Origin of the sequence: Rathayibacter sp. VKM Ac-2803, from assembly GCF_009807175.1 — a bacterium.
Taxonomy (GTDB): domain Bacteria; phylum Actinomycetota; class Actinomycetes; order Actinomycetales; family Microbacteriaceae; genus Rathayibacter.
The window spans coordinates 1,684,846-1,698,970 of the sequence record NZ_WUCD01000001.1 but is presented as its reverse complement, the minus strand read 5'-3'; the positions used below and the strand labels follow the sequence as shown (position 1 = coordinate 1,698,970).

Sequence of the window (14,125 nt, the reverse complement as noted above, 5' to 3'; positions counted from 1 at the left end):
CACTGATTCCGTCACTCCACGGCGCTCTCGAGGAGCCGGATGAAGCGCGACAGCCTCTCGAGCGCGACCATCGAGGTGGGCGGCGAGGCGGCGAGCGCCGGCGAGTGCACCAGGTAGGCGGCCCACTTCGCCCGCGAGATCGCGACGTTGAGCCGATTGGGCATCAGGAGGAACTCGAGCCCCCTCGGCACGTCGGCACCGGAGGAGGCGGCGAGCGAGACGATGGCGACCACCGCCTCCCGGCCCTGGAACAGGTCGACCGTGCCCACGGCCGTCTCGGCGAGACCCGCGTCGTCGAGGGCGGCGCGGAGGAGCCCGCCCTGCGCGTTGTACGGGGCGACCACGATGACGTCGGCGGCGGTGAGACTCCGCGCGCCGTGCTCGTCGATCCAGGAGCGGCCGATCATCGACCGGGCGATCTCGACGACGCGGCGGGCCTCGTCGACCGAGGAGGTGGTGTCTCCGTGGTGCTCGACCGGCACCGAGTGCAGGCCCGGCTCGACGCCCTCGAGCAGGCGCTCCTCGGGCGCCCGCGAGCGGAGGGCGCCCTCGTAGGAGAGCTCGGACACGGCCGCGGTGAGGGCGGGGTGCATCCGGTACGTCTGCGCGAGGAAGTAGCCGTACTCGGCCGGCAGCACGTCGTGCCCGTCGGCGAGCCAGCCGAGCGCGGAGGTGTCGACCGGCTCGGGGTGCGACCCCTGGCTGACCTGCGGGAGCTGCTGCGGGTCTCCGAGCAGGAGGAGGCGCTGGGCCGAGATCGCGCTCGCGATGGTCGGCGCGAGCGAGAACTGGCCGGCCTCGTCGATGACGAGCAGGTCGAGCGAGCGGCGCGGGACCGTGCCGTCGTTCGCGAAGGTCCAGGCGGTGCCTCCGATCACGCAGCCACCCCCTGCCTCTGCCGCCGAGGCGAGGGCCGCTCCGTTCTTGACCGGAGTCCAGGTGACGGCGGCGAGCGCCTCCGCGGTGGTGCCGGTCTTGGGTACCTTGAGCACGCGCGCCGGGTCGACTCCACGGCCGACGACGGCCGCGAGGACGTTCTCGACGACGGAGTGGGACTGCCCGACGACGCCGACGCGCCAGCCGTGGTCGCGGACCAGGCGGGCGATGACGTGGGAGCCGACATAGGTCTTGCCGGTGCCCGGCGGCCCCTGGACGGCGAGCGTCGCGTGATCGAGGGCGAGGAGCGACGCCACCACGGCGCCGACGACGTCCGCGCCGGAGACGGGGACGACCTCCGCCGGGGGCGTGCGGCGGAGGACGTCGAGGGCGGGGTCCGGCAGGAGGCTCGGCAGGGCGTCGAGGACGTCACCGCCCCATTCGGCGATCGCCTCGGGCTGCGGCTTCGCCCGCGGAGGCGGCGCGGGCGCGAGCGCGATCGGGACGTCGTCGTGCGGCTCCTCCCCCGCCGGGATGCCCTCTTTGAGCTGCAGCACGACGGCATCGCCCTCGTCGTGGACCGCGAGGATCTCGCTGCGATCGGAGGCTCCGCGAAGGCCCGGGCCGGGCGAGGGGGCTCCGAGCGGCGCGGGCGAGTCGTAGACCAGGTAGGGCTTGGTGCCGACGCTGAGCCTGCTGCCGGGCGCGAGGCGGCCGAGCAGCCGCAGCTCGCGGGACTGCGTGCGCGCCTTCGGGAGCTTCGACCAGTCGCGCACCACCTCGACGCGGTCGACGACGACCACGTCGCGCGCATCGGCCCAGTCCTCGAGCGGCTGCCGCAGCCGGTCGAAGTGCTCCTGCCAGAAGGTCTTCGCCTCGCGGCGGTGGTAGTCGATCGCCGCGGCGGCGAGTGCGAGAGCCGTCTGGTCGCTCGTGCGCTCGCGGGGCTCGACCCCCTCGATCTCAGCGAGGAGCGCGACCGCGACCGGACCGGGCTCTCGCGGGACCGGGAGGTCGACCTCGACCAGGAGCAGGGGCGCGTCGCGCTCGGGTGCGAGCGAGAGGAGCCAGTCGCGCAGCCGCAGGGTCGAGCGGCAGTCGTAGGCGTTGTACTCGGCGATCTCGACGAGCCGGCGCTCGCCCTCCTCGGCGTCGGGCCCGCGCAGCAGCTCGGCCGCCTCGACGTAGGCGGTGATGCTGTCGGCGGCGTTCGTCACTCCCGCCGTGTCGCGCGCCTCGTCGCCCATGTAGAGCGGCTCGAGCTTCTTGATCGAGTAGCTCGGCGACCCGACCCGCAGCGCCCGGCGGACCACCGGGTACAGGTCGACCAGGACGCCGTCGCGCAGGAGCGCGTCGACCTCCTCCTCGCCCACTCCGTGCCGCTGCGCGAGCGAGAGCAGGTGCGTGCGCTCATAGGAGGCGTAGTGGTAGACGTGCAGACCGGGGTTCGCGGCGCGGCGCTCGCCCAGGTGCGCGAGGAAGTCGACGAGGGCCCGGCGCTCGGCCGCGAGGTCGTGCGCCCAGAAGGCGGTGAAGCGCTCGTCGACGTCGACCAGGCCGAAGAGGTAGTCGAGGCCCCACTGGTGGCCGTCCTCGGAGTGGAGCGGGTCTCCCTCGAAGTCGAAGAACAGGTCTCCCGGATCGGGAGCGGGCAGCGCGGCGAGCACCGAGGCGTCGAGGACCTCGACGACGGGCGGGCGCCCGGGCGCCGCCTCGGAGGCGAGCTGCAGCCGGGCCTGCGCGCGCAGCGACTCGAGGGTGCCCGCGCTGATGCCCGGCACCCCTCCTGAGCCGGTGGCGAGCGCGTCGATGGTCACCACTCCGGCCGCCGCGAGCTTCGCGCGCTGGTCGACCCGCATCCCCGCGACCAGGATCGGATCGCGGTGCGCGTGCACCTCCGGCGTGCAGAACGCACAGCGCCCGCACGCGACGTAGCGCGGGTCTCCCCAGGCGAGCGGCTCGGAGGCGGCCAGCCGCTCCTCGACGACGGAGCGCAGTCGAGCGCGCTGCACCCGCTGCACAGGGGCGATCGTCGCGAGCTCGTGGCTCGTGATCGAGCCGTCGCCGAGTACGAGGTGCACGCGCGGCCCGACCCGGACGCCGCGCGCCGCCATCTGCTCGGCGTAGGCGGCGAGCTGCAGCAGCGCGGGGATCTTCGCGTGGCGCGCGAGCTTGGTGTCGTAGACCTCGTAGGCGCCGTCGTCGGTGCGCAGGAGGAAGTCGGAGAAGCCGATGAAGCTCCCGTCGAAGAAGGTGGCCTGGTAGAGCACATCGACGCCTGCGCGCATCGCCTCGACGGCGGCGTCGGCCGCGGCGACGTAGTCGGCGCGCTCGGGCCGCTCGAACTCGACGACCCGGTGCGACTCCTTCAGCTCGGCGAGGAAGCGGCGCTCGTGCTCGTCGCCGAGGCGCGCGGTGCGGACGAGCATGTCGTCCTCATCGACCTCGACCCGCGGAGCCCTGCCGAGGGCGGCGTCGAGGCGCCGGAGGACGGCCCACTCGCAGGCGGACCAGTTCGACAGATCGGTGGGGCTGGTGACGACGCGACCGTCCTCGACGAACATCCGACTCCCTCCGGTGCCGTCGAACGACGACGCCCTCAGGCTAGGCGGAGGCTCCGACATCACAGGCGCGTGGGAGGCTGGCCGGGTGACCAGGGCGCGTTTCGAGATCATCCCGACCGACGACATCGGCGACACGGCGGCACGGGCGTTCGCGGATCCGTCGCGGGTGACCCTGACGGTCACGAGCCTCCCGAAGCACGGGACGGAGCGGACCATCGAGTCCGCCCTGGAGCTCGCCGGGCGCGGCTTCCGCGTCGTCCCGCATCTCGCCGCACGCAACGTCGGCGGTCGCTCCGACCTCGAGCGCACGCTCGGCCGGCTGCTCGACGCCGGGATCGACGAGGCGTTCGTGATCTCGGGCGACGCGACGACCGCATCGGGCGCCTACACGACGAGCCTCGAGCTGATCCGGGACATCGTCGCGATCGCGCCGGGCCTCGCGCTCGACATCGCCGGATACCCGGAGGGGCACCCGCGGCTCTCGGACGAGAGCATCGAGCGGCACCTGGAGGAGCGGGCGCCGTTCATCCGCAGCATCGTCACGCAGATGTGCTTCGACGTCGACGCCGTTGTGCGCTACGCCGACGGGCTGCGCAGTCGCGGCATCGGCGCCGCGGTGTGGGCGGGAGTGCCCGGGCCGGTGGAGCGGACGCGACTCCTGAGCCTGGGAGCGCGGATCGGAGTCGGGTCCTCGCTCGGGTTCCTCAAGCGGAGCTCGTCGGTGGCGGGCGGGCTGCTGCGCGGGCGCCGCTTCGACCCGACGGCGTTCGTGGCGCGGCTGGAGGCGGCCGCGGGCGATCGCCTCGACGGGCTGCACGTGTACACGTTCAACGAGCTCGACGGGCTCGACGCGTTCCTGGGCTGATGGCGGGGTCGGAGGTCGCGCCTGGTGGTGCCAGGGGATCTTCCGGGAGGCGCGGCCCTCTGCGTGTGGCCCCGCTCCACGCTGATCGAGTAGCCCGCGCAGCGGGCGTATCGAGATCCACGTCCGTCAGAAGGCGAGGGCAGAAGCCTCATCTGCTGACGCCGGTCGGTCTCGATACGCCCCTGCGGGGCTACTCGACCAGCATGGGGAGGGGAGGGCGAAAGGCGCAGAGCCGCTCGGGTCAGCGGTCGGCGCGCACCCAGATCGGCGGGTGGGGCAGCTCGGACTCGGTGCGCAGGCGGCCGGCCAGCGGGGCCCAGACGACGAGGGCGACGCCGATCCCGAGCAGCAGGCCGCCGATCGTGTCGGTCAGCCAGTGCGCGCCGAGGTAGGTGCGGCTGGCCATCATCGCGACGGAGTAGAGGAAGCCGGCGATCCAGACCCAGAGCAGCGGGAAGACGAGGGCGAGCACCATCGCCGTCGTCGCCGCGTTGGCGGTGTGACCGGACGGGAACGAGCCGTAGTCGCTCGTCACCAGCATGTCCTCCGGGCGGGCCCGGCCGACGAGCTCCTTGATCAGCTGGGTGAGACCGACGCTCGCAAGGGCCGCGACCGCGTAGTAGAGCGCGGCCCAGCGCCTCCGGAACACGAGGAGGACGACGACGATGCCCAGCGGGATGATCGCGGTGCCCGTGATGCCCGCGCCGACCGTGTTCATGACGAGGGCGGGGATGTCCCAGAAGGAGGAGCGGTGCTCGACGACCTCGTCCATCCACTCGACGTCGAAGGAGAACGCCGAGGTCGGCCGGAACGCGATGATCACCGCGAGCACGATCGTGACGAGGAGGGCGACGGAGGCCGAGATCAGCGGCCAGCGGCGCGAGACGCGGTGCGCCGCCGCGGTGGTGAGGATCTTGGCGGCGACGTCGTCGGAGGAGGTCTGCTCGCCGAGCCTCCCGCGCTGCACAGCGTCGGGGCGGGCGACGCCGGGGTCGGTCGACGGAGGGGTGTCGCGGGAATCCATCCGGACATGATGCCGTCACGGGCTGTTCACCGCAGGGGCTTGCTTCGGGGCTCCGAGCCTGTCGGGAACGTTCGGCCAGGGGCCCCCTGGCGGCCCCCGCCGTCAGTCCTGCAGCGCCGGCACCGTCCGCGGGCGGACGATCAGCCAGAGCGCGAGGATCGACACCGCGGCGGTCGACATCATCACCAGGGCCATCGGGACGGCGGAGTCGGCGCCGAAGATGCCGGAGATCGGCGAGAGCAGGCCCGCGGTGCCGAAGTTGACGGCGCCGAGCAGCGAGGCGGCGGTGCCGGCCTCGCGCCCGTGGTTCACGAGCCCCAGCACCTGCACGCAGGGGAAGCTGAAGCCGCAGGAAGCGATGAACAGCCAGAGCGGGACGAGCGTGCCCCAGATGCCGAGGTCGAGCACGTCGAACAGAGCGATCAGTCCGGCGGTCACGAAGAGCGAGATCGTCGTGATGGCGAGGATCCACTGCGGTCCGACCCGGCGGCTGAGGTAGGAGGACGCCTGCACGCCCGCGACCACTCCGAGCGAGTTGACGGCGAAGAGCAGCCCGTACTGCTGCGCGTCGAAGCCGTAGAGCCCCTGGAAGAGGAACGCCGAGCTCGAGAGGTAGGTGAACAGACCGGCGAAGGTCATGCCTCCGATCACCGCGACGCCGATGAAGGTGCGGTCGCTGAGCACGGCGCGGTAGCGCTGCACCAGCGAGCGGCCGTCGCTGTCGCGGCGCGCCTCCTTCGGCCGGGTCTCCACGATGAGCAGCGCGACGGCGACCATGACGAGGACGCCGTACGCGGCGAGGAAGACGAAGATGCCGCGCCAGTCCATGACGAGCAGCAGCTGCGAGCCGATCACAGGCGCGAGCACCGGCGCGAGTCCCGACACCAGGGCGAGGCGCGAGAGCATCTTGACGAGCGGGCGCCCGCCGAAGAGGTCGCGGACCATCGCCATGGCGACGACTCCGCCCGCCGCCGCACCGGCTCCCATCAGGAAGCGGAACACGCCGAGCGAGACGATCTCGGGGGCGAAGGCGGCGCCGATGCAGGCGAGCACGTGCAGCGAGGTCGCGAGCAGGATGGGCAGCCGCCGGCCGACCACGTCGCTCCAGGGCCCCACGACCAGCTGCCCGAGGGCGAAGCCGAGGGTGGTGCCGGTGAGGGTGAGCTGCACCGCAGCCTCGGAGACGTTCAGCTCGCTCTGCAGAGCGGGGAACGCGGGGAGGTAGAGGTCGATCGTGAACGGCCCGAGGGCGGTCAGGGCGCCCAGGACGATCACGTAGATCAGACGCTGGCGGTTCGACAGGGCGTCGCCCGGGTGCCGGTGCACGGGAGTCGAGTCGGTGGGAGTCGAGGAGAGAGTGGTCACGGGGGCCTTCCTGCGCGGAGGCAGTGGGGAGCGGTGAGAGCGGGCACGGCGAACCCTCGGATCGTTCACCGCTCTCAGCCCAAGCACGCCGCGCGCGCGGATATTCCCGCTCGATCGAATCCATTCGACTTGCGCAAGCCGACCACCGGGATCGGCGGGAGAACGGCTGGTCAGGCGGGGTGCAGGGGCGCCGTGAGCGGGTCGGCGAGCAGGTGCTCGAAGGCCAGCTCGGCCGCGCCCAGCATGAGCAGATCGGCGCCCAGCTCGGTGCGGGCGATGCGGACGGAGTCGAGCGCCACCCGGAAGGGTCCGCCGCGGGCGAGCCGCGCCTCGAGGAAGCCCGGCGCGACTCCGACGAGCGCGCCCAGGAACCCGCCGAGCACGACGAGCTGCGGGTTGAAGACGTTGACGACGTTGCGCAGGGCCACGGCGAGGTGCCCGAGCTGCCGCTCGACCTCGGCGCGCACGGCGGGGTCGTCGGAGGCGGCGAGCGCCTCCTCGAGCCGCTCGCTCTCCTCCAGCCCCAGCACCGTCAGCAGCTCGGCCCGCCCCACCTCGGTCTCGAGGCAGCCGATCGCTCCGCAGTGGCAGTCGACGCCGGCGCTGTTGACCAGGGTGTGGCCGATCTCGCCCGCGTAGCCGTCGATGCCGTGCATCGGCGCGCCTCCGACGATCACGCCGGCGCCGACGCCGCTGGCCCCGCCGTTGAGGTAGACGAGGTGGGAGACGTCGCGGCCGGCGCCGAGGACGCTCTCGGCGAGCGCGCCGAGGTTGGCGTCGTTCGCGGACAGCACCGGCAGGCCGGTCGCGTCGGCGAGCATGCGCGAGAACGGCTCGTCGGTCCAGCCCAGGTGCGGACCCACCCGGACGAGGCCGTCGGCGTCGCGGACGAGGCCGGGGACGGCGACGCCGATCCCGACGGTGCGCGCGTCCTCCGGCAGCTCGGCGAGGAGCTCGGCCACGGCGTCGGCCGCGAGGCGCGCGGCGGCCTCGGCGGTCGGGACCGAGGCGGTGCGGCGGATGCGGTGGCGCACCTCGGCGTCGAAGCCGACGACGGCGACGGTCACCGCGTCGATCTCGGGATTCACGGCGAGGGCGACGATCCGCGGATCGGCCTCGACGATCGGACTCGGGCGGCCGACCTGGTTGACGGTGTCGGGGTCGCGCTCGCGGACGATGCCGAACTCGACGAGCTCGCCGACGAGGGCGGCGATCGTCGAGCGGTTGAGGCCGGTCGCCCGCGTCAGCTGCGAGCGCGACCGGGGGCCGCCGCGGTGGACGAGGCGGAGGATCGCGGCGAGATTGTGGCGCCGGACCCGGTCGAGGTTGTTCCCGCGCGTCGCGTGGTCGGGCATTCCGCGGTCTCCTCTGCTCTCCGGAGTGAGCCTATCGGCGGGCCGGACGGCGCCCGCGGCGCACGACGTCAGCTGAGATCCGTCGTCGCGCACGATGGTGCGCGACGAGCCCTCTCAGCTGACGTTGCGCGACTCAGGAGCCTGCGCGGGTCCAGCTCCAGGAGCCGCCGGGCGCGTCGACGGCCACGTCGCCTCCCGATCGCGTCACCGTGAACACGGTCTCGGCGCCGGAGTCGTGCGCCACCACGCGCACCTCGGTCACTCCGTCGCCGCCCGGGAAGACCCGCAGCTCGAGCCCGTCGAGGTAGTCGTACTCGGCGACGTCGCTGCGCGCGCCGACCGGGATCACGGCGCCCTCGCGGACGTAGAGCGGCAGCGAGTCGAAGCCGTGCACCTCGCGGCGCCACTCCCCCGTCGAGTCGATCGTCTCGCCGGTCCACCAGCTCGTCCAGCGCCCGCGCGGCAGGTAGAACTCGACCGAGCCGTCGGGGGTGAACACCGGAGCGACCAGCAGGTCGTGTCCGAGCATGTACTGCGTGTCGAGATGCGCCGCATTGCGGTCGTCCTCGAACTCGAGCGTCATCGGGCGCATGACGGGCGTGCCGACGCGCGCCGCCTCCGCCCCCGCCGCGAAGAGGTAGGGCATCAGCGAGAGCTTGAGCATCGTGAAGCGGCGGGTGACCTCGACCGCCTCCTCGTCGAACGCCCACGGCACGCGCACCGAGGAGGAGCCGTGCAGTCGCGAGTGCGAGGAGAGCAGCCCGAAGGCGAGCCAGCGCTTGAACACGCCGGGGTCGGGCGTGCCCTCGAAACCGCCGATGTCGTGCGCCCAGAAGCCGAAGCCGCCGAGGGCGAGCGAGAGCCCGCCGCGCAGGGTCTCGGCCATCGACACGTAGGACGACGTGTTGTCGCCGCCCCAGTGCACGGGCAGCGCCTGGCCGCCGACGGTCGCGCTGCGGGCGAAGAGGGCCGCGCGGCCCTCGCCGAGCTCCTCGACCAGCACGTCGAAGACGGCCTTGTTGTAGAGCTGGGTGTACCAGTTGTGCATCGCCTCGGGGTCGGTGCCGTCGTGCCAGACCACGCCCTCGGAGGGGATGCGCTCGCCGAAGTCGGTCTTGAACGAGTCGACGCCCTGGCGCACGAGGACGCGCAGCTTGTCCTGGAACCAGCGGGTCGCCTCCGGGTTCGTGAAGTCGATCAGCGCCATGCCCGCGACCCAGAGGTCCCACTGCCAGACGTCGCCGGAGGCGGTGCGCAGCAGGTAGCCCTTCTCGCGACCCTCCGTGAAGAGTGCCGAGGCCTGCGCGATGTAGGGGTTGATCCAGATGCAGGTGTGCAGGCCGCGCTCGTGCAGGCGGGCGAGGATCCCCTCGGGATCCGGGAAGGTGCGCGGGTCCCACTCGAGGTCGGTCCACTGGAACTCGCGCATCCAGAAGCAGTCGAAGTGGAAGGCCGACAGCGGCAGCTCGCGCTCGGCGAAGCCGTCGATGAAGGAGTTGACGGTCTCCTCGTCGTAGCTGGTGGTGAAGCTGGTCGTGAGCCAGAGTCCGTAGGTCCACGCGGGGACGACGGCGGGCCGGCCGGCGAGCCCGGTGTAGCGGCGCAGCACGTCCTTCTTCGTCGGGCCCTGGATGACGAGGTACTCCAGCGCCTCGCCGCCGACCGAGAACTGCACTCGCTCGACCGCCTCCGAGCCGATCTCGAACGAGACCAGTCCCGGGTCGTTGACGAGCACGCCGTAGCCGCGGCTGGAGAGGTAGAAGGGGACGTTCTTGTAGGCCTGCTCGGAGGAGGTGCCGCCGTCGGCGTTCCAGACGTCGACCGTCTGGCCGTTCTTGACGAAGGGGCCGAAGCGCTCGCCGAGCCCGTAGACGAGCTCGCCGACGCCGAGGTCGAGCTGCTCGTGCAGGTAGGCCTCGCCGTCGGGGCCGGTCAGGTAGCCCTGCGCCTTGTGGCCGGAGCCGGTGAGCCGGGTGCCGGTCGCGGTGTCCCAGAACTCGAGCGACCAGGGAGCGCCCTGCGCGAGGCGGACCTCGAGATCGCCCGTGCGGAGCACGCCGCCCGCCTCCGTGACGCTCGCCTCGCCGACGGAGCCGTCGACCAGATCGAAGCCGGGGCGCGTCGCGGTGCCGCGCCAGTGCTCGATGCGCACCTTCGCGACTCCCTCGGCGGGCGAGGAGACCGTCACGGTCAGCGTCGGGCGGTTGAGCACGTCGCCGCGGCCCTGGATCACCCTGGTCGGGGCGATCACCTCGAGCGTCGAGCCGTCGGTGCGGATGTCGTACGCCTCCTGCGCGAAGAGGGGCGTGAATCCTGCCCTCGTCTGCCAGAACCCGTCGGTGAACTTCATGCGTGTGCCTTTCTGAGGGCGGTGGTGGCGCGTCGGAGCGCCTCACGGGAGAAGGAGGGCCGGGGTGCGGGCCACTTCGGCCCGCACCCCGGCGGAGGATCGCGCTACTTGACCGCGCCGGCGGTGATGCCGCGGGTCAGCGTGCGCTGGAAGATCAGGAAGAAGATCAGCGTCGGCAGCAGGCCCAGCAGGGCGCTCGCGCTGGTCGTCGTGACGTCCATGATCTTGTCGCCCTGGAGGCTCGAGATGGCGATCGGCACGGTCTGCGTCGCGTCGCTCACGAGGAACACCAGCGGGATGAGGAACTCGTTCCACGTCCAGATGAAGAAGAAGATCATCAGCACCGAGAGCGTCGGCCGCGAGATCGGCACGATCACGCGGGTGAGGACCTGCCACTTCGAGGCGCCGTCGAGAGCCGCGGCCTCGAGGATCTCCTTGGGGAAGGTGCCGTAGACGCTCGAGAGCAGGTAGGTGCCGAACGCCGACTGGATCACGGTGAAGATGATGATCACCGAGAGCTGGCTGTCGTAGATCCCGACCGCCTTGAACATGTAGTACAGCGGGTAGAGCAGTGCCTCCTGGGGCAGCATGTTCGCCAGCAGGAACAGGATGATGATCCAGCTCCGGCCGCGGACGCGCCCGATCCCGATGGCGTAGGCGTTCAGCACCGACAGGGCGACCGCGAGGATGGCGACCGATCCCGAGATCAGGATGGAGTTGCCGAGCTTCTCGGGGAAGTTGACCCGCGACCAGAAGGTCGAGAGGCCGTCGAACGACAGGCCCGTCGGGAAGGCGAGCGGCCCGTTCGCCGAGTACTCGGCCGGGGTCTTGAACGAGTTGAGCAGGATCAGCAGCACGGGGCTGATGATCGCGAGCCCGATCACGACGGCCACCATCAGGATCACCCAGTCGCCGACGGTGCGCTTGGTGGCGCCCTTCGACGCCTTGGGCGCCTTCCTCGGGGTGGTCAGATCGGTGTCCTCGGTGCCTGCCTGAGTGAGGGGCAGGGTCTCGATGGCCGACATCAGCGGACTCCTTCGCTGCGCTCGACGCGCTCCTGGGCGCGGATGAACAGCACGGCCAGGATCACGATGACGATCGTGAGCGCGGTCGCGATGGTGGCGCCGTAGCCCACCTGCTGCTTCTGGAAGAACTCGGTGTAGGAGTAGTAGCTCGGCACGATCGTCGAATCGCCCGGACCGCCGCGGGTCAGCGCGTAGATCGGCCCGAAGACCTTCAGCGCCGCGATGGTGCAGGTCAGGGTGACCACGAACACCTCGGGGCGGATGATCGAGATGGTGATCCAGCGGAAGCGCTGGAACCAGTTGGCGCCGTCGAGCTCGGCGGCCTCGTACAGCTCGGGGTCGACGCGCTGGAGGGCGGCCATGAAGATGACGACCGGGTAGCCGAGCTGCACCCAGATCATGACGACCATGATCGAGAGCATCGCGGTGTCGGGCTTGCCGAGCCAGTCGTGCGCGAGGGAGCCGAGGCCCACGGCCTCGAGGATCGAGTTGAGCGCACCGTTGTCGGGCCGGAGGATCCAGCCGATCACGATGGCGGCGATGACCGTCGGCAGGATCTGCGGGAGGTAGTAGGTCGCGCGGAGGAAGCTGGCGATCCGGCCGCCGAACTTCTTGCCGACCAGGTCGAACAGGATCGCGGCGAGCAGCAGCCCCAGGATCGTCGGGACGATCACCATGGCGATGATCATGTAGACGGAGTTGGCGAACGAGGTCCAGAACTGGTCGTCGCCCATCAGCTCGATCCAGTTGTCGAGGCCGATGAAGATCGGCGGCTTGATGCCGCGCCACGAGGTGAAGCTGATGTACACGTTCCAGATCAGCGGGATCAGCACGATGAACAGGAACAGCACGAACCCGGGGATCAGGTAGAGCCAGTAGCCGCCGTTGCGCTTCTCGCGGGGGGCCTTCGCGGCCGGAGGCGGCGGAGCGCTCTCCGTGCGACGCGGGGCGGTCGTCGTCATGTCGTACTCCTTGGGTCGTGCGGGGGTGGAGGAAATGGTCGGCGCTCGCCGCCAGCCCGATGGTCGAGTAGCCCCGCAGGGGCGTATCGAGACCCACCAGCGTCAGCAGATCGGTGTTCAGAATCGGTCTTCTGACGGTGGTGGATCTCGATACGCCCGCTACGCGGGCTACTCGATCAGCAGGAAGGCGGGACGCTCGAAGGCGTTGATGCGACCGCATTGAGGGGTCGCCGTCACGTCGTCGAGGCTGCCGCGGCTGTTCCGCGCCTGTGGGCGCGGGGCTGGCCGCCTTGGCCGACGCTCCCGCGTCGGCGGGGCTGCCGCCTTTCGTGGCCGAATCAAGCGACGCGCAGCGTCACTTGATATCGGCCACCCCGTCGTCGTACTTCTCCTGGAGCTCGGAGAGCATGTCCGACTCGTCGACGGAGCCGTTGATGAGCTCCTGGGTCGCCGCGACGAGGTCGTCGTAGAAGGTCGCGGTCGGCCAGTCGGGGTAGAAGGAGAGCTGGTCGCCGTCGACGACCGTCTTCCACTGCGACAGCAGCTCCTTGCTCTTCTCATCCGTGATGGCGGCCTCGTCGACGACCAGCGGGATGCCTCCGTTGTTGCCGATCAGGTTCTGGATCTCGGGGCGCATCGTGATGTCGATCCACTTGTAGGCGAGGTCCTTGTTCTTCGCCGTCTCGGGGATGACCCAGTGGTTGCCCGCCGAGCCCATCGTGAACTCGGCGCCCGGGAACAGGAAGGTGTTCCACTCGAAGCCCGTGATCTCGGTCTTGAAGCGGCCGAACCACCACGAGCCCGAGAAGAAGATCGGGTACTCGCCCGAGATGAACGCGGTGCCCGCGTCCTCGGCCTTGAGCCCGGAGGCGTCGGCCGAGAAGTAGCCCTTGTCGACGAAGGTCTTGAGCTGCTCCGCGGCGTACGTCCACGCCGCGTCCTGGAAGTCGACCTCGCCGGTGTAGGTCTGGTAGTCGGTGATCCAGGAGCGATCGGCCTTCAGCAGCGCGAGCTGGTAGAAGAGCTGCTGCAGCGGGTACTCGGCGCCGGCCTCGGCCAGCGGAGTGATGCCCTTGGCGACGAAGGCGTCGAGCACGGCGATGAACTCGTCGTAGCTGGTCGGCACCTCGAGGCCGTTCGCGGCGAAGGCGTCCTCGTTGTAGTAGACGAAGGTGAACTCGCCGTAGTTGGGGATGCCGTACCAGGAGCCGGAGCCCATGATGCCCTTGTCGTCGTACTTGGCGGTGGTCTGCAGGGCGCCGGGGATCAGCTTGTCCCAGCCGTAGAACTCCACCGCCTCGTCGAGGTTGGTGAGCAGGCCCTGGCTCGAGAGCAGTCCGCTGGTCGCGTTGCCCTTGTTGTACTCGACGACGTCGGGGGCCGAGTTGGAGTTGAAGATCTGGCTGGCGCCGGTGCGGAGCTGCTCGAAGGCCTTGAACTCGTAGGCGATCTCGGCTCCGGTCTCCTTCGTGAAGATGTCGCGGGCGGCGAGCCACGCGATGCCGCGGTCGCTGTCGGGAGTCTCGAAGTCCCACATGGTGAGGGTGCGGCCGGCACCGTCGACAGTGGTGGCGAGGGCGTCGGAGCCGGCGTCGGAGCCGCCTCCGGAGCAGGCGGCGAGCGCGAACATCGCGCTGATGCCGACACCGCCGGCGATCAGGCCGCGGCGGCTGAGGGAGCCGACCGTTGACGCGCTGGGGCGGTGGAAGGCGGTGCTGGAACGAAGCGACATTGCGGGT

The 14,125-nt window shown here is 71.0% G+C and carries 9 protein-coding genes; 1 reads left to right on the top strand and 8 read right to left on the bottom strand.

What is annotated here, in order from left to right; genetic code table 11:
- Positions 1 to 11: 11 nt before the first annotated feature.
- Complete coding sequence (locus tag GRS96_RS07910; RefSeq protein ID WP_159988194.1) at positions 12 to 3,440, bottom strand: TM0106 family RecB-like putative nuclease; 3,429 nt, start codon at positions 3,438 to 3,440, stop codon at positions 12 to 14.
- An 85-nt stretch (positions 3,441 to 3,525) separates the two neighbouring features.
- Between GRS96_RS07910 and GRS96_RS07905 the strand changes: the two genes are divergently transcribed.
- Positions 3,526 to 4,305 carry a methylenetetrahydrofolate reductase gene (locus GRS96_RS07905; protein WP_159854142.1) on the top strand — a complete coding sequence of 260 codons (780 nt, stop codon included), beginning with the start codon at positions 3,526 to 3,528 and terminating at the stop codon, positions 4,303 to 4,305.
- A gap of 241 nt (positions 4,306 to 4,546) precedes the next feature.
- On the opposite strand, the gene GRS96_RS07900 is transcribed toward GRS96_RS07905, so the two are convergent.
- The 7 genes from GRS96_RS07900 to GRS96_RS07870 form a co-directional block, all read right to left on the bottom strand.
- The gene (locus GRS96_RS07900; protein WP_204162056.1) at positions 4,547 to 5,329 is read right to left on the bottom strand and encodes a phosphatase PAP2 family protein; all 783 of its coding nucleotides are present in this window, start codon (positions 5,327 to 5,329) and stop codon (positions 4,547 to 4,549) included.
- 102 nt (positions 5,330 to 5,431) lie between these two features.
- A complete protein-coding gene (locus GRS96_RS07895; RefSeq protein ID WP_236553585.1) occupies positions 5,432 to 6,694 on the bottom strand; it encodes a multidrug effflux MFS transporter in 1,263 nt (420 codons plus the stop codon).
- A 170-nt stretch (positions 6,695 to 6,864) separates the two neighbouring features.
- Positions 6,865 to 8,049, bottom strand: a complete 1,185-nt coding sequence (locus GRS96_RS07890) for an ROK family transcriptional regulator (protein WP_159854144.1) — start codon at positions 8,047 to 8,049, stop codon at positions 6,865 to 6,867.
- Positions 8,050 to 8,182: 133 nt separating this feature from the next.
- Positions 8,183 to 10,399, bottom strand: a complete 2,217-nt coding sequence (yicI, locus tag GRS96_RS07885; protein ID WP_159988193.1) for an alpha-xylosidase — start codon at positions 10,397 to 10,399, stop codon at positions 8,183 to 8,185.
- 104 nt (positions 10,400 to 10,503) lie between these two features.
- Entirely contained in the window at positions 10,504 to 11,424 is a 921-nt protein-coding gene (locus tag GRS96_RS07880; protein ID WP_159854148.1) for a carbohydrate ABC transporter permease, read from the bottom strand.
- A complete protein-coding gene (locus GRS96_RS07875) occupies positions 11,424 to 12,386 on the bottom strand; it encodes a carbohydrate ABC transporter permease (protein ID WP_159988192.1) in 963 nt (320 codons plus the stop codon). The genes GRS96_RS07880 and GRS96_RS07875 overlap by 1 nt, the downstream gene beginning before the upstream one ends.
- A gap of 355 nt (positions 12,387 to 12,741) precedes the next feature.
- Complete coding sequence (locus GRS96_RS07870; RefSeq protein WP_235021834.1) at positions 12,742 to 14,118, bottom strand: ABC transporter substrate-binding protein; 1,377 nt, start codon at positions 14,116 to 14,118, stop codon at positions 12,742 to 12,744.
- Positions 14,119 to 14,125: the final 7 nt, after the last annotated feature.

Coding starts and splice junctions, on each gene's coding strand:
- yicI (WP_159988193.1), bottom strand. CDS start 10,399: ATGAAGTTCACCGACGGGTTCTGGCAGACGAGGGCAGGATTCACGCCC.
- GRS96_RS07880 (WP_159854148.1), bottom strand. CDS start 11,424: ATGTCGGCCATCGAGACCCTGCCCCTCACTCAGGCAGGCACCGAGGAC.
- GRS96_RS07900 (WP_204162056.1), bottom strand. CDS start 5,329: ATGGATTCCCGCGACACCCCTCCGTCGACCGACCCCGGCGTCGCCCGC.
- GRS96_RS07890 (WP_159854144.1), bottom strand. CDS start 8,049: ATGCCCGACCACGCGACGCGCGGGAACAACCTCGACCGGGTCCGGCGC.
- GRS96_RS07875 (WP_159988192.1), bottom strand. CDS start 12,386: ATGACGACGACCGCCCCGCGTCGCACGGAGAGCGCTCCGCCGCCTCCG.
- GRS96_RS07910 (WP_159988194.1), bottom strand. CDS start 3,440: ATGTTCGTCGAGGACGGTCGCGTCGTCACCAGCCCCACCGATCTGTCG.
- GRS96_RS07870 (WP_235021834.1), bottom strand. CDS start 14,118: ATGTCGCTTCGTTCCAGCACCGCCTTCCACCGCCCCAGCGCGTCAACG.